The organism is Mesorhizobium sp. M0478 (assembly GCF_040321305.1).
Lineage (GTDB): Bacteria > Pseudomonadota > Alphaproteobacteria > Rhizobiales > Rhizobiaceae > Mesorhizobium.
On record NZ_JAMYRH010000002.1, the window covers coordinates 370,008 to 387,510 of the forward strand.

At 62.5% G+C, this 17,503-nt stretch carries 19 protein-coding genes; 10 read left to right on the forward strand and 9 right to left on the reverse strand.

The genetic code is table 11. The features are described 5' to 3' along the window. Positions 1-30 precede the first annotated feature (30 nt). Genes NKI64_RS06135 through NKI64_RS06150 form a run of 4 tightly spaced genes read right to left on the reverse strand, consistent with a single transcriptional unit; the run spans position 31 to position 3,507 of the window. Positions 31-594, reverse strand: coding sequence for a peroxidase-related enzyme (locus NKI64_RS06135; protein ID WP_023669869.1), 564 nt, complete (start codon positions 592-594; stop codon positions 31-33). Next, the gene (locus NKI64_RS06140; protein ID WP_023669870.1) at positions 591-1,073 is read right to left on the reverse strand and encodes a CMD domain-containing protein; all 483 of its coding nucleotides are present in this window, start codon (positions 1,071-1,073) and stop codon (positions 591-593) included. Before NKI64_RS06140 ends, NKI64_RS06135 begins: the two co-directional genes overlap by 4 nt. Then, positions 1,070-2,539 (reverse strand): NAD(P)-binding domain-containing protein, encoded by a 1,470-nt coding sequence (locus tag NKI64_RS06145; protein WP_023669871.1) that lies wholly within the window; start codon positions 2,537-2,539, stop codon positions 1,070-1,072. Before NKI64_RS06145 ends, NKI64_RS06140 begins: the two co-directional genes overlap by 4 nt. Next, positions 2,536-3,507, reverse strand: coding sequence for a LysR family transcriptional regulator (locus NKI64_RS06150; RefSeq protein ID WP_023669872.1), 972 nt, complete (start codon positions 3,505-3,507; stop codon positions 2,536-2,538). The genes NKI64_RS06145 and NKI64_RS06150 overlap by 4 nt, the downstream gene beginning before the upstream one ends. A gap of 231 nt (positions 3,508-3,738) precedes the next feature. Here NKI64_RS06150 and NKI64_RS06155 point away from each other — a divergent pair, with 231 nt between their 5' ends. Next, positions 3,739-4,809, forward strand: coding sequence for an NAD/NADP octopine/nopaline dehydrogenase family protein (locus tag NKI64_RS06155; RefSeq protein ID WP_031197587.1), 1,071 nt, complete (start codon positions 3,739-3,741; stop codon positions 4,807-4,809). A gap of 210 nt (positions 4,810-5,019) precedes the next feature. On the opposite strand, the gene NKI64_RS06160 is transcribed toward NKI64_RS06155, so the two are convergent. From NKI64_RS06160 to NKI64_RS06170, 3 genes are read right to left on the reverse strand one after another with little or no spacing between them, the layout of a single operon-like run. Further along, complete coding sequence (locus tag NKI64_RS06160; RefSeq protein ID WP_023669873.1) at positions 5,020-5,667, reverse strand: hypothetical protein; 648 nt, start codon at positions 5,665-5,667, stop codon at positions 5,020-5,022. Positions 5,668-5,701: 34 nt separating this feature from the next. Continuing rightward, a complete protein-coding gene (locus NKI64_RS06165) occupies positions 5,702-6,436 on the reverse strand; it encodes a HupE/UreJ family protein (protein WP_023713974.1) in 735 nt (244 codons plus the stop codon). A 48-nt stretch (positions 6,437-6,484) separates the two neighbouring features. Next, positions 6,485-6,874: a hypothetical protein gene (locus NKI64_RS06170; RefSeq protein WP_023696825.1), complete on the reverse strand. Its 390-nt coding sequence runs from the start codon at positions 6,872-6,874 to the stop codon at positions 6,485-6,487. Between the two features lie 104 nt (positions 6,875-6,978). Here NKI64_RS06170 and NKI64_RS06175 point away from each other — a divergent pair, with 104 nt between their 5' ends. The 9 genes from NKI64_RS06175 (at position 6,979) to NKI64_RS06215 (ending at position 16,008) form a co-directional block, all read left to right on the forward strand. Next, the gene (locus NKI64_RS06175) at positions 6,979-7,260 is read left to right on the forward strand and encodes a metal-sensing transcriptional repressor (RefSeq protein WP_023669876.1); all 282 of its coding nucleotides are present in this window, start codon (positions 6,979-6,981) and stop codon (positions 7,258-7,260) included. A gap of 8 nt (positions 7,261-7,268) precedes the next feature. Beyond that, the gene (locus NKI64_RS06180) at positions 7,269-8,609 is read left to right on the forward strand and encodes a cation diffusion facilitator family transporter (RefSeq protein ID WP_023713973.1); all 1,341 of its coding nucleotides are present in this window, start codon (positions 7,269-7,271) and stop codon (positions 8,607-8,609) included. Positions 8,610-8,673: 64 nt separating this feature from the next. Continuing rightward, entirely contained in the window at positions 8,674-9,996 is a 1,323-nt protein-coding gene (locus NKI64_RS06185) for an MFS transporter (protein WP_352667018.1), read from the forward strand. A gap of 9 nt (positions 9,997-10,005) precedes the next feature. After that, on the forward strand, positions 10,006-10,446 hold the full coding sequence (locus NKI64_RS06190) for a YqaA family protein (RefSeq protein WP_031197584.1): 441 nt from the start codon (positions 10,006-10,008) through the stop codon (positions 10,444-10,446). A gap of 130 nt (positions 10,447-10,576) precedes the next feature. Beyond that, entirely contained in the window at positions 10,577-12,139 is a 1,563-nt protein-coding gene (locus tag NKI64_RS06195) for an ABC transporter substrate-binding protein (RefSeq protein WP_023713971.1), read from the forward strand. Positions 12,140-12,167: 28 nt separating this feature from the next. Continuing rightward, positions 12,168-13,109, forward strand: coding sequence for an ABC transporter permease (locus NKI64_RS06200; RefSeq protein ID WP_023703912.1), 942 nt, complete (start codon positions 12,168-12,170; stop codon positions 13,107-13,109). 4 nt (positions 13,110-13,113) lie between these two features. Next, on the forward strand, positions 13,114-14,025 hold the full coding sequence (locus tag NKI64_RS06205; protein WP_023669882.1) for an ABC transporter permease: 912 nt from the start codon (positions 13,114-13,116) through the stop codon (positions 14,023-14,025). Further along, a complete protein-coding gene (locus tag NKI64_RS06210; protein ID WP_023669883.1) occupies positions 14,022-15,032 on the forward strand; it encodes an ABC transporter ATP-binding protein in 1,011 nt (336 codons plus the stop codon). The genes NKI64_RS06205 and NKI64_RS06210 overlap by 4 nt, the downstream gene beginning before the upstream one ends. After that, positions 15,025-16,008: an ABC transporter ATP-binding protein gene (locus NKI64_RS06215; RefSeq protein WP_023686257.1), complete on the forward strand. Its 984-nt coding sequence runs from the start codon at positions 15,025-15,027 to the stop codon at positions 16,006-16,008. Before NKI64_RS06210 ends, NKI64_RS06215 begins: the two co-directional genes overlap by 8 nt. A gap of 34 nt (positions 16,009-16,042) precedes the next feature. Here the strand turns inward: NKI64_RS06215 and NKI64_RS06220 are convergent, their stop codons facing one another. Beyond that, positions 16,043-16,513 (reverse strand): chromate resistance protein ChrB domain-containing protein, encoded by a 471-nt coding sequence (locus NKI64_RS06220; RefSeq protein WP_023669885.1) that lies wholly within the window; start codon positions 16,511-16,513, stop codon positions 16,043-16,045. Beyond that, positions 16,510-17,484 (reverse strand): Fe-Mn family superoxide dismutase, encoded by a 975-nt coding sequence (locus NKI64_RS06225; RefSeq protein ID WP_023669886.1) that lies wholly within the window; start codon positions 17,482-17,484, stop codon positions 16,510-16,512. The genes NKI64_RS06220 and NKI64_RS06225 overlap by 4 nt, the downstream gene beginning before the upstream one ends. Positions 17,485-17,503 lie beyond the last annotated feature (19 nt).

Consider the following 17,503-nt stretch of genomic DNA (forward strand, 5'->3'; position numbering starts at 1 on the left):
GACGGACTGCTTCGACCGCATGCGACATCATCACCCGCTCTCCGCATGGCCGAGAACGTGCATCAGCCGGTTTGCCCAGCCGAAGATCGATATGGCGTGGATCAGGTCGATAATCTCGCGGTCGTCCATGCCGACTGATCGAAGCGCGGCGATATCGTCTGCCGTCGCTTCCGACGGGGCCGCCGACAGGCGGCGGGCAAAACTGTAGATTGCCGCATCGCGTGGGCCGAGCGCTTCAGGTTTATCGAGATAGAGCGCGGTGACCACTTCGTCGTTCTTGGTCAGCTCTGCATGCCTGCGGGCGTGAACAACGGCGCAGAATTTGCAGCCATTGACGATGGACGCACCTAATGCACCAAGCTCGCGGTCAGGGCGGGCAAGCCCGCCTTCGACATACATGATGGCGTTGAACAAGATGGTGCGGGCAAGGTAGCTCTCAGGGTCATGCGCAAGGGTGCGCACATATTCCGAAACTTTCTTGGCTGATGGCGTGACCTTCATCGCTTCAAGCTGTTCCGGCGTGGCCTCGGATAGCTCGACCGGCGCTATGTACGGATGCCAATTCAATGGCTTCAGGCGCACCGCGGAAATCATGCCGTCCTCAACAATCGCAGGCCGGTTGCCACCCGCGTCTGGAAATTGACGAAGGCGATGAGCTCGGAAAGGGCGACGATCTGAGGATTGTTCAATCCAGCTTGGGCGAGCAGGGCGATGTGGCCCGCTTCCGCCTTTTTCGGTGTCAGCGTAATCAGGTCCACATGACGTGCGATGGTCGCCAATGGCTCTTCCAAATCCGTTTCCCCCTGGGCTAAGGCCAGAAGCTGCTCAGTCGGATCGAGCTGAGCCAGCTGCACATCAAATTCGGCCATCAGGACCGGATCGGCATTCAGAGCGGCCATGCGACGGGCCAGAGCAACCCGCAAATTAGGCGCAAGCCCTTGGTCGTTTGCTGGCTGCAGGACGGAGAGGCGACATTCCTCGGCCCCCAGCACGAATTCAGGCCGAAACCGACGCGCGCTGAAAAGCGCATCGTGCGGTGATAGACCGGCGGCCTTGTCCATTGCGTCGATCACAGCGCGGCCTCCTTCTCCAACAAGGGTGTTGAATCGACCCATTCGTCGCCCAGAAGTTCGGGCGTGTCGTAAGCGATCAGGTTGGCGAAGTGGGTTTCGACATCTTCGGCAAACAGCGATGCGGCAATGCCGCGGACCAAACGGTCGGCACCCGCGCTGACGGCTGGGATATCACCGGAGACCTTGCCGTGCGTCAGCATGGCGGCGTCGTTGAAGCAGTGGATATGCGACAGCATCGGGCAGGAGCCGGGGACGCGCTCACGAAACTCGAAGGCGGGACCTAGGTCCGGTGCATCGGACATGCCTGCACGCGCCGGCCCCATGTCCGGTGTATATCGGCCATCCGACCAGGTGCGGATATGTGGCGCGATGGCTGCAAATTCCGGGCGGCCGTTGAAGTCGTTTGAAAAGCCGGTTGCCGCGATCAGGAAGTCGTAGCGCATCAGCCCCTGGGTGGTTTCGATAAGCAGGCCTCCCGCATCTTCCGTGACCGCGACGATGCCGCAGTCGAGAAAGAACCGGGCATTGGGGTGGCGAGAAACGCGAAGCGTCGATGAACGCGGCGGCGGCGTCTGGGTTGAGGCGGTGTAGTCGAAGAACTTCCACTTCCAGGCATCGGGCAATTGATGCATGCCGAGTACAACACCCGGACTGCCGATTCCGGTCAGCTTGTTGATGCGCGGCATTTCCTTGCGCCGGATCAACATGTCCACAGATCCGGCGCCCGCCTCGAGTGCGGTTGCGGCATTGTCCATGGACGAGGCACCGGCGCCGATGACCGCCACACGCTTACCTTGCAGCGCGTCGAAATCGATCTCGTCCGCAGAATGGGCCCAATAAGCGCGATCGATGCCCCTGAGGAAATCGGGCACGGCAAAACCGCCCAGACCAGAGCGGCCGGTGGCCAGAACGAGATGACGGGTGAGAACCCGGCCGGATTCCGCGCCTTCGATATCGATCGCAATCAGATCACCAACCGGTGCGACGCCGGTCATGCGCACGCCGTTGCGCACAGGCAGAGCAAGAACCTTGCGGTACCAGACCAGGTAATCCATCCACTGGCCCTTGGGGATTTTGTCCAGCGACCGCCAGGCGTCGACGCCCCATTGCGCCGTGAACCAGGCGCGGAACGTCAATTGCGGCAAGCCGAGCGACGGACCGTGCAGGGTCTTCGGCGACCGGAGTGTTTGCATGCGGGCAAACGTTATCCACGGTCCTTCGAGCCCAGCCGGCGCCGCATCATAGGCGACGACATTGGTGATCCCTGCCAGCACCAGCTTTGCCGTGGCAGCAAGTCCGCACATGCCAGCGCCAATGACCACGACATCACGGACCGGGGCGCCCTCATGCATGCGTGTGGGGACCCAGGGCTTGGCGGGCAGCTCGACAAAGTCGAGATCCTGCGCAAGCTGGGCTTCCAACGCGGCAAGGCCCGTCGATGCTGCCGGGGTGGGAGTATGCTTCATATTCCAGTTCCGTTATTTGTGCCCGACGCGGGATCGTTCACCAATTGGCTGGCCAAAGCTGGATCGAGCTTCTTGAAACCGACGATCGACCGTTCAGCCACCGCTTCGACCGCATCCATCAGCGCCTGCGCGACTGGGCGAAGGGGACGTTTTGAGGCAGCCACAACGCCCCAATAAAAGAGAACGGTTACATCGATCGGGCGAATGACGACCCCAGGCAGGGCGACGCCATAGGCCGTGAGGGGATCGATGACGGCCGCGACACCAGTATGGCGCACGATCTGCAACGCGCCGTAGGCAGTATTGGTCCGGATCACCGGGCCGGTGTCGATGCCCCGGGCAGCGAGTGCCTTGGCGACATGCAACTGAAACCGCAGCGGATTGAGCAACGTAGCCACGCGACGACCCGCAAAAGCCGAAAGCGGTATGACATCAAGTTCAGCCAGCGCATCGTCCTCCCGCACGGCAGCAACATCAGGCGCCGAATAGAGCCGTAGGACATCCAGACCGGGCGTATCGAGCGGCAGGCTTGAAAACCCGATCTCGGCACGTCCGCTGCGCACTTCCTGGGCGACGATCGAGGGAAGAAACTGCCCGAGATGCGTCTCGTGCGGAAGCTCGACACCCTTGAGCTCGGCCAGGGCCGCCGGGATCAAGCCGGTGCCGATCGCGGAGGTTGTGACAATCTGCAGGATCCGCCCACGGCCGGCGGCGATCATCTTGGCCCGCGCTGCAAGTTCGGTGAAAGACATCAACAATCGCCGCGCTTCCTCCTCGAATGCGACACCCTCTTCAGACAGCTGCACCCGTCGACCGATCCGATGCAGCAATTCGAAGCCAAGTTCGGCCTCGAGCTCCTGAATGGTGCGTGTCACCGAAGGTTGGGAACGCCCGAGCATGTCAGCCGCCTTGGTGATGCTGCCGCTGGCAGCAACCGCAAGGAAGGTCTGAAGGTCCCGGGTTTCCATGTTCTCCCTACATGCGTAATTCGTATGATTGACATCGTCTCATTCATTTTTGATATATGTCAAGCGGAAACTAATAGTCGTTGCGGCGTTTGCCGGCTCAGAGCCGGAGTCCTGATCGAAACGGCTGATGGCAACCGACGTGACTTCAATTCGGATCCTCCCGATGAAAAAACTTGTAGGCGGGGACGGCAAGGATTCTCGAACCATAAAGCCGGCGACAGGAGGAATGTTATGCGCGTGAGTATTCTGGGCGCTGGAGCAATTGCCTATGGCCTTGCGGCCTATTTGGCACAATCGGGACATACGCCAACACTTTGGTCACCGTCGGGAGACCGCACCAGAACGTTGGCGACTGGCGAATTATTGAAGGCGACGGGGGATATCGAGGCGACGGTGCCGGTGCGTATTGCCAATGATTGTAAAGATGCCATCGATCACGCGGATGTGGTGGTGATCGCGCTTCCCGCTTACGGCCACAAGATGGTGATGGATGCCGCGGTCCCTCACCTGGCAGATGGTATTCCTGTCATCGTCAGTTCGCACAGTTCGTTCGGCGCGCTGTATCTCTCCAAGCGGTTAGCCGAGCGCAAGGTCAGGTTGCCGATCGTCGTTTGGGGCACAACGCTCTTGACCGGCCGCCAGCTCGGACCAACAGAAGTCCAGGTCACTTCCATTCGCCAGAAGCTCGATGTTGCGACGCTGCCTTTCGATGCGCTCGATCAAGGGTACAAGCTTTGCACGGCCTTGTTCGGCGATCGTTTCGTCAAGCGCGATGGTCTGCTGGCAATTGCGCTCAGCAACCTCAATCCGCAGAACCATCTGGGAATTGCCCTTCTCAATCTCACACGAATGGAGAGGGCCGAGCGATGGAGCCAGGGGGGAAATGTCACTCCTGCCGTTGGTCGCTTCATCGAGGCTCTGGATGCCGAACGATTGGCCATAGCTGGCAATTTCGGTATCGCGGTTCGTACCGTCCAGGAACATTTTTCATTGTCGTTCCACGTCCCCATGAGCACCGTTTCGGAAATGAACCTGGAGATGGATCGCCAAGGTCGTGGCGGCTTTGGCCCGACGACTATCGAGAGCCGCTATATTCTCGAGGACGTTCCGTTCGGCCTGTTACCAACCGCAGTCCTGGGGAAGATCAGCGGAAATCCGGCGGTTCTCCATGAATCCGGAATTTCCATATTGTCGGCGGCTTATGGCCGGGATCTCAAGGGAGATAATGATATTCTTCCTGGGCTCGGCATCGAGAACATGACAAAGACGGATCTTGAAGCCCTTTGCCGCAAGGGGTTTTGAGCGCGCTCGCGGCCAATGCGGCGTGATTACGCTTTGAGGAAGCTAGCGCGACGCTCCTGTTACATCATTGCGAGCTGATTCTAACCAACGACATCCGAAGGGGACCAACACAGGTTGGATATTATCAAACTGTGTTGGTCCGAGTTGGCTATTTCACCTGCTTGATCTCCCCCGGCGCCAAACGGCGCCGGATAAGACGTGCCGTATCGATCACATCATGCGTTTGATGTCGGTGTACGCGCCATTCGTCTTCAGCGTCACGGTGACGTCGGCACCGGTGCGGTTGCGCCAGAACCAACCGTGATTGCCGTCAAAGGCTGCCTCAAGTACGCCCTCGTCCTCTGCAGCACCGCGTCCCTTCTCGTATGAGATGTTTTCGCCGCCGCCGTCACCATGGGTGTCGAAGTTCACCGCCGCGCCATTGGCTGTCCAAGAGTAGTTTGCCTTTGCGCCCTTGGCCATGACGAGCTTGATCTCAGCTCCTTCGCCGGGCTTGAGGGTGACCGACATTTCGTCCGTCCGCAGTTCCTGGGCAGAGGCGGAACCAATCACCAGTTCAGCGAAGACGCGCTCCAGAAGACTCGACTGCTGATCTTGGCCTGGCACTGCGGTCGGCGTGCCGTTTTGCAATTCGCGAAGGCGGTCTTGCTCGGCCTCTTCGGCGAGTTGTGTCTTGATCTCGCCCATCTCGGTGAGCTCGAGCGCTCGCCCAACGCCGGTGGGATCGATGGCGTATTCGGCCGGCAGCACGATGGTCACAAGGATGGCCGCTGCCGCGACAATGGCGATGAGGGTAGATCGGAGGAGCTGCATGGATGTCGGCAGTTCAGCGCGGGTCGGGATGTCTGTGTTGTACATGGGAGAATTCCTTTTTTGATCTTTACTTGGAGGTTCAGGAGACGACCCAGCCGGTGAGTTGATAGCCGATCAGCACAAACCCGGCGGTCATCATGATGGTGTTGGCGGTGTATGCGTGGCGCCAGAAACTGTCGGTCCGGCGCCAGTAGCCCATGACGATAAGGATAGCAGCGAGCGCCAGAAGCTGACCGACCTCAACGCCGACGTTGAAGGCAAGTAGGTTGGGCACGAGCCCGTCGGGCGAGATGTTGTATTCGATGATCTTCGTCGACAGGCCGAAGCCGTGGAAAAAGCCGAAGATCAGCGTCGCGATCTTGGTGTTCGGCTGGAAGCCGAGCCACCTCTGGAAGGCACCCATATTGTCGAGCGCCTTGTAGACGACCGACAGGCCGATGATCGCGTCGATGATGTAGCTGTTGATGCCAACGTTGAAATAGACGCCAAGCAGCATGGTCGTGGAATGGCCGAGCGCGAACAGGCTCACATAGATGCCAATGTGCTTCATCCGGTAGAGGAAGAAGATCACGCCGAACAGGAACAGGACGTGGTCGTATCCCGTCACCATGTGCTTGGCGCCGAGATAGATGAAGGGCAGCAGATTGATGCCCGTGATCTCCTGGATATAGCCCTTGTCGCCTTCGGCAACGGCATGGGCGAGGGCAGTCCACCCAAGCAATGGGAGGGTCAGGAGAGCAATGAGCACAGGAAGGGCAAACCGCCAGCGCGCGCAAGGCGTGCGTGGCGGACCCTTGTAGAAGGATCCTTGCATGAGAATTCCAATCGTCGTCGTTGAGGATGGCCGCGCGTGCGGCCGCGATCATGCGATGACGATCTGCCTGGGAGGGCGCTCAAGCCGGAAACGGATTTCTAGGTCGGCAAACGAAGGCGGGTAAACCAGCCAGCTCCGGCCTATCGGCGGTGCTGGCTGCGCGAAGCCCGGAAGCGTGCTCGCCGTTTCATGGGTGTGGTCGGCCGGATTGTGGCCGTGGGTATGACCAAAGCTCTGCTCATCGGCTTCGCCATCGTCATGGCTGTGGCCGTGTTTTCCGATCTGTGCTGTCAGCTCTGCGTGACGCGCTGCCTCGGCGGCAGCGAGCGCAATCGGGCTATGCGAGGCCGAACTACCCACTGGGGAGAGCAGCACGCCGAGAGTCATCGCGAACGCGACGATGAGACGAAAGGCTGTGCTAGGGATCCAATTCGGCATGCTTAACGATTATTCTCTAAAATCCTAACGAATGGTGGCATGCACCAGAATCGAGGCCACTTTGAGGCTTGGAATATCCTCTCGGGGGGGATAGCATCAAGGGCATGAATGAGCGTCCCCACGTCCACGAAACCCATCCTGCCATCATCAAGCGGCTGAAGCGCGCCGACGGCCATCTGCGCGGGATCGTCGAGATGATCGAGGCCGGGCGACCGTGCCTCGACATCGCCCAGCAACTTCATGCCGTGGAGAAGGCCATCGCCCAGGCCAAGAAGACGCTGATCCAGGACCACCTCAACCACTGCCTTGAAGACGTCGTCGGACCGCTGGCGCTCGAGCAGCGCCGCTCGATCGACGAGTTCAAGGATATCACCAAGTACCTGTGAGAAGCGCCATGATGGACAAAGTTCGCGATTGGTTCGGGTTCGGCCCGATGACGCAAGGCATGGGCGGCCACGGACATGATCACGGCGAGGGCGGCCATGGCCACACGCATGGCGTCATCGACCCGACGATCGCCACGACGACGCGCGGCATCTGGGCGATTAAATGGTCATTCGTCGTTCTGGCCATCACGGCGGCGCTGCAGTTGGTGGTTGTGTTCCTCTCCGGCAGCGTGGCGCTGCTGGCCGACACGATCCACAATGTCGGCGACGCGGTCACCGCCATCCCATTGTGGGTCGCCTTCATGCTGGCCCGTCGCAAACCGAGCAAGACGTTCACCTACGGGCTGGGTCGCGTCGAAGATCTGGCCGGCATTCTGATTGTCCTCATCATCTTGTTCAGCGCCATCGTTGCCGGCTACGAGGCGATCGACCGGTTGATCAATCCGCAGCCGATCGCATTTCTTGGCTGGGTCGCCATAGCCGGCATTATAGGTTTCTTAGGCAACGAGGCCGTTGCAGTGTTCCGTATCCGGGTCGGCCGCGAGATCAACAGCGCGGCGCTGATCGCCGACGGCTACCATGCGCGCACCGACGGCTTTACCAGTCTGGCGGTTGTGCTGGGTGCTATCGGCGTATGGCTGGGGTTTCCGCTGGCCGATCCGATCATCGGGCTCTTGATCACGGTGGCCATCTTCGCGATCGTCTGGCAGTCTTCGAAGGCAGTCCTCACGCGCATGCTCGACGGTGTCGAGCCCGGCATCGTCGATGAAATCCATCATGCCGCCGAGCATGTGTCCGGTATCGAACGTGTCCAAAGCGTGCAGGCGCGCTGGATCGGCCATCGCCTGCATGCCGACGTCGCCATCAGTGTCGCCGACGCGGCGACGGCCAAGGACGTGATGGGCGTCACCGAAGCCCTCAAGGAGGAACTGTTCGCCCACTTGCCGGCGTTGGCTGAAGCGAATGTTCGTCTGGAGAGTTCGGCCGGGTCTGCCGCGACGGGCACGGAACCCTCTCACTCACATGGTCATCATGCGCCGGAGCCCTTCAAGGTCGACTGCGATCTGGCTGCCGGGACATTGGAAATCGTCGACACGCCGGCTGGCGAGCGGATGCGGCTGACCATCGACCGGCATGCCGACGATCTGATGGCAACGGTGATCATCGATAGGCCTGGCGGGCCGGAGACGCTTCGCCTCGAACCCATCGCCGACAACCATCATCGCCTTGAGAGCACCGTGGCTCCTGCTGAGCCGCATGAGTTCCAGGCGAGGCTGGTCTTGGCCGCGAAGGGTCGCGAGCAGGTGCTGCCGTTCAAAATGGTCGAGCCGGAAGGCCACCATCACTGAGATCAGGCCCGCCATTCAATCGCCACGGATCAACGACCCATCGCTCCTCCAAGAAGACAGACATATGCTGCAAGTCCTTGCCAATCGCACTTATCGCCATCTTTTCCTGGCCCAGGTCATCGCCCTGATTGGCACTGGCCTTGCCACCGTGGCGCTCGGGCTGCTGGCCTATGACCTTGCCGGCGCCGATGCCGGCGCGGTGCTCGGCACGGCGCTTGCCATCAAGATGATCGCCTATGTCGGCGTGGCGCCCGTTGCCGCCGCGTTCGCCGAGCGCCTACCACGCCGTACCATGCTGGTTTCGCTCGACCTCATCAGGGCAGGGGTTGCCGTATTCCTGCCCTTCGTCACCGAAGTCTGGCAGATATATCTTCTCATCTTCATCCTGCAGTCGGCGTCAGCCGGCTTCACCCCGACCTTCCAGGCTTCGATCCCTGACGTGCTGCCCGAAGAGAAGGACTACACACGGGCCTTGTCGCTCTCGCGACTGGCCTACGACCTGGAAAGCGTCGTCAGCCCCCTCCTCGCGGCGGCGCTGCTTTCGGTCATAAGCTTCCATAGCCTGTTCGCCGGCACGGTTGTCGGGTTCCTGGCGTCAGCGGCGCTGGTCGTCTCCGTGGTGCTGCCCAGCCCGCAGCCCTCCGAGCCGCGCGGCATCTATGAACGCACGACGGGCGGGATCCGCATCTATCTGACGACGCCGCGTTTGCGCGGTTTGCTGGCCCTTAATCTTGCCGTCGCGGCGGCCAGCGCCATGGTGATCGTCAACACGGTGGTCCTGGTGCAGGCAAAATTCGACCTCTCCCAGAGCGACACGGCATTTGCCCTTGCCGCCTTCGGTGGCGGCTCGATGATCGCGGCGCTGGTCCTGCCGCGGCTGCTGGACGGCATCCCGGATCGGGTTGCGATGTTGTCAGGCGCCGGCCTGCTGGTTGCCGGCGTGTTCGCAGGGCCGTTTGCCATCAGCTATCAGCTGCTCTTGCCGCTCTGGTTCGTGCTCGGGCTCGGCTATTCGCTGGCGCAGACCCCGTCTGGGCGGCTGATCAAGCGCTCGGCCGATCCCGTCGACCGGCCGGCATTGTTTGCCGCGCAATTCGCGCTTTCGCACGCCTGCTGGCTCATCACCTATCCGATCGCCGGACTCGTCGGCGCGGCGATGGGCCTGCCCTTCACCTTTTTCCTGCTTGGCGTCATTGGCGCCGCGGCACTCTTTGCCGCGATGTGGTTGTGGCCGCGTCACGATCCCGACGTTCTCAGCCACGCCCATGACGATCTGTCTGACGGGCATTCGCACCTCGAGGACGCCGTCTGGACCGAAGCAGGCTTCGAGCATGCGCATGGTTATGTCGTTAACGATAGGCACCCAAAATGGCCGAAAGCGAGCTGAGCGGCCCCAATGCTGGGAGATGTTGGTGCCTTCGGCGCGCTGTTCCTCACCGCGTTCGCCGCAGCGACAATTCTGCCGCTGCAGTCAGAGGCGGTGCTGGCCGGCCTGCTGCTGACCGGAAGCCAGTCACCGGCGGCGCTGATCCTGGTCGCGACGATCGGCAACGTGCTTGGTTCGGTTGTCAACTGGCTGCTCGGCCGCTGCATCGACCGCTTTCGCGACCGCAAATGGTTTCCGGTCAAGCCCACTGCGCTCGATCGCGCCGCGGCGCGCTACCGCCGTTGCGGACGATGGAGCCTGTTGCTGAGCTGGGTTCCCGTCATCGGCGATCCGCTGACGATGATGGCCGGTGTTCTGCGCGAGCCGCTCTGGAGCTTCGTTGCGATCGTCACGATGGCGAAAGCCGGCCGCTATCTCGCGCTCTCGGCGGCGGCGCTGAACTGGCTGTAGGCCGCAACCGCGACCAAGTGGGTCGCTGGGGTAAAACTCTCAAACGGTTTTCCGACTTTATGTCTTATGTCTATACAAATTAGCAAGCGTGCACATGATCGTTGCCAATCAAACAAAAAGGGGAACTAACATGATGACTCTCGACCGCCGCAATTTCCTGGCCTCCACAGCCGGCCTGGCCTTCATTGCCGCGTTTCCACGCGCCGCGTACTCGGAGGGGCATGAAACGTTGAAGGTCGCCATTGCCGCCGAAACCGGCGATCTCGACCTGCTGCAAAACGTCTCCACGCTGAGTTCCTACACGGTCGTGTTCGACGCCCTCATACACTATGGCCAGGACGGCGCGCTCGAGCCCGGGCTCGCCACCAAGTGGGCTGTCGCCGGCGACCAGCTTTCGATCGCCTTCGACCTGCGCGAAGGTGTTGCCTTCAGTGACGGCACGCCCTTCGATTCGACCGCCGCCGAATGGAATCTCAAACGCTGGCTGGGCGTCGCGGATTTCTCATGGATCGGTGTGTCCGACGCATTCGACAGCATCGTCACCGATGGACCCAGCAAGTTGACGATCAAGCTAAAGCGTCCGGTGCCCGCCGCCTTGCTGGAGCTCACCATAGTGCGTCCGGTGCGCTTCCTGTCGCCGAAGGCGGTCGACGCCGGCGGCAAGCAGACCGCTCCGGTCGGCACCGGACCGTGGATCGTCGAAAGCTACGATTCCTCCGGCACCGTGCTGGTGCGCAACGACAAATACTGGGGCGAGAAGCCACTGTTTGCTCGCATGGAACTGAAGGTGGTTCCCGACGAACTCGCCCGCGCCAACGCGCTGCGTTCCGGCGACCTCGACGTGATCGGCGGCGACTGGGTGGCGACGCTGTCGCCGCGCCGCGCCCGCGCGCTTGAAAAGGACGGCATGAAAGTGGTGGCCGAGGCCGGCACCGCAACCATGCTGCTCGGTTATTCGCCGAAGGCCAAGATGATGGCCGACAAGGCCGTGCGCGAGGCCATCTATGTCTCGGTCGACCGCGCCGCGATCGCCAAGGTGTTGTTCGAAGGCTACGCAGATCCGGCGGCGGATCTCTTTCCGGCCAACGTGCCTTCCTCGGGCAAGCGGCATAACGTGCCGGTACGCGACGTCGCCGCGGCCAGGAAAATCCTTGCCGATGGCGGTTGGAGCGAAAGCGGAGGCGCCTGGAGCAAGGAGGGCGCGCCGCTGGCGATCGATTTCCTCGTATCGGAGGAATCGCTGCCGGGTTCGCGCCGCATCGCCGAGATGATCCAGGGTCAGCTGTCCGAGGTCGGCTTCCAGGTTCAGGTCTCGTCAGTCGACAACGCCACCATGCACGACCGTCGCCCGGCGTTCGAATATGATCTTGCCTTCTTCACCACCTATGGCGCGCCCTATGATCCGCACGGCACGCTCGGCAACGCGTTCGTATCCACCGCCGACAGCGGGCCGGACGGCAAGATCTATGTTTCCCCGGAGCTTGATGGCGTGGTCAAGGCCGCGCTCGAAGCGAGCGGCGACGAACGCGAAGCCAAGATGCAGGCGCTCTACGACTGGCTGCACGACAACCGGGCGATCTGCCCGCTCGTTGTCAGCCAGCGGCTGTGGGCGCACAATCCTCGCGTCGAGAACTTCGCGCTTCCCGCGACGGACTACGACCTGCCGTTCAAGGCGATCACGCTGAAGGCCTGAACGCCTCGAATCTCCTGGGGGAGTTCCGATGAGACGCACGATTCTGCGAAGGATGTTGCTTGCCTGTCTGCTTGTCGTGGCGGCATCGGCATTGACCTTTACCCTGGTTGCCGCGGCGCCGGGCAACGTCGCCGCGCTCATGGCCGAGCGTGCGGCAGGCCCGGGCGCGGATGCCGAAATGATCAAGAAGATCGGCGAGGACCTCGGGCTCTATGATCCGCTGCCGGTCCGCTACGGCCGATGGCTTTTCAGCGCTATCACCGGCGATCTCGGCGTCTCGCTGCGCACCGGCAAGCCGATCGCGCAGGAATTCGCCGCCAGAATCCCGATGACGGCGGCGCTGCTTGCGGGCGGCGGCATTCTCGCCTTTTTCCTGTCGCTGGCGCTCGGCGTTGCCGGTGCGGTCAGCAATGGTGGCGCGTTGGACCGGTTCCTCCACGCCTTCTCGCTGGTCGGCGCCTCGACGCCGAACTTCTTCGTGGCGGCGCTGCTGGTCATCGTCTTTTCGGTGATGCTGGGCTGGCTGCCCACCTTCGGCGTCAGCGGCTTCACCTCGTGGCTCTTGCCGTGGGTGACAATCGCCCTGTTTCCGGCATCGGTGCTGAGCCGCGTCGTCCGCGTCAACCTCCAGGAGGCCATGTCGCGACCCTTCGCCACGACGGGCTTCGCGAAGGGCTACACGAGGACACAGGTGCTGATGCGCGAGGCTCTGCCCAACATCGCCATCCCGTTCCTGACCACCTTCGGCGCCCAGTTCACGCTGATGATCATCGGTTCGATCGTGGTTGAAACGGTGTTTGCGCTGCGCGGCGTCGGCGCCTTCTTTATCGATGCAATCCGCTTCCGCGACTTCGTCGGCATGCAGTCGGTTCTGTTGCTGTTCGTGGTGTTCTTCGTTGTCGTCAACCTGATGGTTGACGTGATCTGCATGTTTGTCGACCCGCGCATGCGTAGGGCGAGAGGAGCTTGATCCGATGAACACTTCCTTGTTCAGGAGCATGAAGGACTGGCCCTGGCTGGTGCTGCTGCCAGTCGTCTTCTTTGTCGCGGTCGGTGTGCTCGGTCCCTCGATCATGCCTTACGATCCCGGCGCGCAAGACTACGACGTCACGCTTGCGGGACCGAGCTGGGCTCACTGGCTGGGCACCGACTATCTCGGCCGCGATATTCTGAGCCGCATCATCGGCGGCGCCCGCATATCGCTGGTGGCGATGGTGATCGTGCTGGTGGCCGCACTTGCCATCGGCGTCAGCATCGGTTCGTTCGCCGGTTATGTCGGCGGGCGCGTCGAGCTGGTGTTGATCAGCCTCATCGACATCGCGCTGGCGCTGCCAAGCTTGGTGATCGCGCTGGCGCTGATCGGCATTCTCGGCACCGGCTACTGGTCGATGATCACGGCGCTGACGCTGGCGTGGTGGGCGAACTATGCCCGCATGAGCCGCGCCGTGGTCACCGCCGAATTGCAACAGCCCTATATCGAAGCGGCAAGGGTGATGGGCGCCAGCCATCTGTGGATCTTTGTGCGCCATATCCTGCCGCATGTCCTGGCCCTCGTCGTGGTCTATGCCAGCGCCGATGCTGGCGCCCTTGTCCTGGCCATCGCGACGCTGAGCTTCCTCGGCCTGGGCGTCGCGCCGCCGGCGCCGGAATGGGGCCAGATGCTGGTCGACGGCATGAGCTACATTGAGGAATACCCGAGGCTGGTCGTCCTTCCGGGCCTTGCGCTCACTTTGGTGGTGGTCAGCTTCAATCTGCTGGGCGAGACCTTCGCGTTGCAAAAGGTGCCGAGGCCGGTGCGCGGCGGTTTGCTGCGCAAGCGTCGCAAGGCGCGCGCCGTTGAGGAAGCGGAGCGGAACGCCGTCGAAACGGGAACAGCCGCGCCATGAGCGACGAGCCGATCTACTCCATAGAAAACATGGTCATTGATCTCTACGCCACGACCGTTTCCGTGCGCGCGGTCGATGGGGTGTCGTTCAACGTCCGTCCCGGCGAGACAGTCGCCGTCGTCGGCGAGAGCGGTTCGGGCAAGACCGTCATGACGCTTGGGCCGCTCGGCCTGCTGCCCGAGGGCGTCACCGTCGACATCAAGGGATCGGCCCGAGCCGAAGCGAGCGAACTGGTCGGAATGGAGTCCAGGCGCTTGTCTGACCTTCGCGGCCGCTATTTCGGCGTCATTTTCCAGGACCCGATGAGCGCGCTGAACCCGATGCTGAAGATCGGACCGCAACTGGCGCGCCAGGCGCGCCGCTTTGCCAATCTCTCGCATGCGGATGCCCGCAAGGAAGCGGTCTCGCTGCTCGCCCGCACCGGCATCCCTGACCCGGAAGACCGCTACGATCGCTATCCGCATGAAATGTCTGGCGGCATGCTGCAGCGCGCCATGATCGCACTGGCCCTGGCAAGCCGGCCGCGCGTGCTGATCGCCGACGAGCCGACCACTGCGCTGGACGCCACGGTGCAGGCGCAGATCCTGGAGCTCATCCGCCAGATCCAGCGCGAGGAAGGCATCGCGGTCGTGCTGATCACGCACGACATCGGCGTCGTCGCCTCGGTCGCGGACCGGGTCATGGTGCTCTATGCCGGGCAGGTGGCGGAGGAGGGGACCGCGATGGATGTGCTGACGCGGCCGACGCATCCCTATACACGCGGGCTGCTTGCCTCTGTACCGGATTTCCGCGCCGACGAACGCGCCGCGACCAAGGAAATACCAGGTTTGCCGCCGAACCAGATCAGGCTGGAGCCGGGCTGCCGTTTCGCTGCCCGCTGCGAACTGGTTGAGCCCGAATGCCGCGTGCATCGGCCGCCGCTCCAGACGATCTCGACGGGCGGGACGCCGCACAAGGTGGGATGCCCGGTGGTGCTGAGGCGGGAAGGGATAGCAATCCATGGCTGACATTGCGGCGATTGAGGTCAAGGGCCTGAAGGTCCATTTCGCCAACCGCTCCGGAACAGGCGCCGTGCGGGCGGTCGACGGCATCGACCTGACCATTCCGCGTGGTGCCTTCCATGGCATCGTTGGCGAATCCGGTTGTGGCAAGACCACGCTGGCTCGCAGCGTCGTCGGCCTGCAGAAGGAGACTGAGGGTACGGTGCTGATCTCGGGGCGGGATCGCGCCCAGTGGCTGAAGTCGGACCGCAAATCGTTCAGCCGCGAGGTCCAGTTCGTCTTCCAGGATCCGCTGGGCTCGATGAGCCGTCGCCAGACCGTCTACCAGACGCTGGAAGAGCCGCTGCAGATCCATCGCCTCGGATCTCCGGCCGAGCGCCGGCGCCGTATTGGCGAGCTGCTGGATCTGGTGGCGCTGCCAGCGACCGTGCTCGACCGCCTGCCGCGTTCGCTTTCCGGCGGCCAGCGCCAGCGCGTTTCGATCGCTCGCGCGCTTGCGCTGAAGCCATCGATCCTGGTTTGCGACGAACCGCTCAGCGCGCTTGACGTTTCGATCCGGGCGCAGATCGTCAACCTGTTCACATCATTGCAGAAACAGCTTGGCCTTACCATCGTCATCGTTGCGCATGACCTGGCGATCGTGCGCGAGGTCTGCTCAAACGTGACGGTGATGTATCTTGGCCGCATCGCGGAAGCCGGCGTGACGCGGCCGCTGTTTCGCGAGCCGGCCCATCCCTACAGCCAGGCACTGCTTTCGGCGGTTCCTTCGCCGGATCCTCGTATCGAGGCCGGCCGTCGCCGAATCATCCTCGCGGGCGACCCTCCAAGCCCCAGCGCGCCGCCACCGGGATGCCGCTTCAACACCCGCTGTCCTGTGGCGATCGATGTCTGCCGGACCGAGGAGCCGATGTTGCGCTCGGTGCCGCATGGCGGGGTCGCGGCCTGCCACCTGGCCGACGGCGAGCGGCGGCCGGTGATTTGAGTGCCGACTTGATCTGCCCTCGTTGCCCGCTACTTCAGGCCGCCGCCGGCTTCGTGACGGGTGGCCAGCTATGGGTCTCCGCCTTGCGTCGTGAGGCCCAGGCATAAAGCGCATCGTAAATGACGAAGCCGTGCTTCAGGATCTCGTGGTCGTCGGGCGTCACGTCCCGCAGCCCCATGGAGATCGCGAGCAGTCCTGCAGACTGTGGCGTGAGATCGTGCCGATCCGTGTCGGCGCCGCGCACGATCGCGGCAATGGTCACGATCGCCGGGTCGCGATCGAGGCCGAATTTCGAGACGAAGGTGTCGAAGCTGCAACCGTCGCCGACATGGGTGAATTCGACGCCGGGCACGTCGTAGGGTGTCGCGCCCGCTTCCTGGGCAACACGGATCACCTGATCAGGTGCCGCGAACAAGAAATCAGGTTCCTTGTCGATGAAGCGTGCAATCAGCCAGGGGCAGGCGATGCGGTCGATGACCGGGCGTTCACGGGTAACCCATTTCATGACGCAATCCTTTCTTCGCTCATCACCAGAGGGACGGTTGGCGCGCCGATGGCGTGCCAGGCGGCGATGCCGCCTGAGAGCGCCGTTGCATCGACGCCGCGGCGACGCAGTTCGGCGACTGCGTCGCCGCTGACCTGGAAGCCGTAGACGCAATAGACGATGACAGGCCTGTCCCTCGGCAGTTCATCGGCCCAATCGGCAATGGTCTCGGGAGCGCGGAGCTTGGCGCCCGGCAGCATATCGCTGCGTTTTGCCAGATCGTCGGCCAGGCAGACGTCGAGCACGACCAGATCTTCGCCCTGGTCGAGTCGGGCCCGCAGTTCCTCTGGCGCAACAGTTGGAACCTTATTGTCCGATGCAGGTCCTGTTGAAGGATCGCGCTGCGCGACAGCCCGCCGGTGGCGGGCGGCAACCCGCTCCCAATGGATGTTCTTCATGAACGCGTCGACATAGGCGCCAGCCTTGGCGCCAAAATCGAGGTGGTAGGCATGTTCGTACATGTCGAGCGCGAGGATCGGCATGCCGCCGGCGAGACAATTGGTGTGATCCGCCGCCCATTGAATCGTCAGCCGATCGCGGCGCTCCGACCAGGTCAGCAGCGTCCATCCCGAGCCTCCGGCCTGCGCCTTAGCACACGCCATGAACTTGGCGCGCCATGCCGCCACGCTGCCGAAGTCGCGCTCCAGTGCTGCGGCAAGATCGCCTCCGGCATCGCCGGAACCACCGAGCCCATCGAAATAGATCTCGTGCAGGATCGCCGAATTTGCCGCGACCAGCTCTTCGCGCTTCAACCCGTTGATGTCGAAGACGGGTGCTGCGCCCCAGTCGAGTTCATCGAGCCGCTGTTCGATAGCGTTGAGGCGGCGAACCGCACCGCCGTAATTGTTTTCATAATGGCTGGCCAGCAGGCGTTCGGACAGTCCGACGAGCCTGGGCGGCTTGAACGGCAGCGGCATGATCTGGTGCGGCATTGGATTTCCTCGCTCGGCG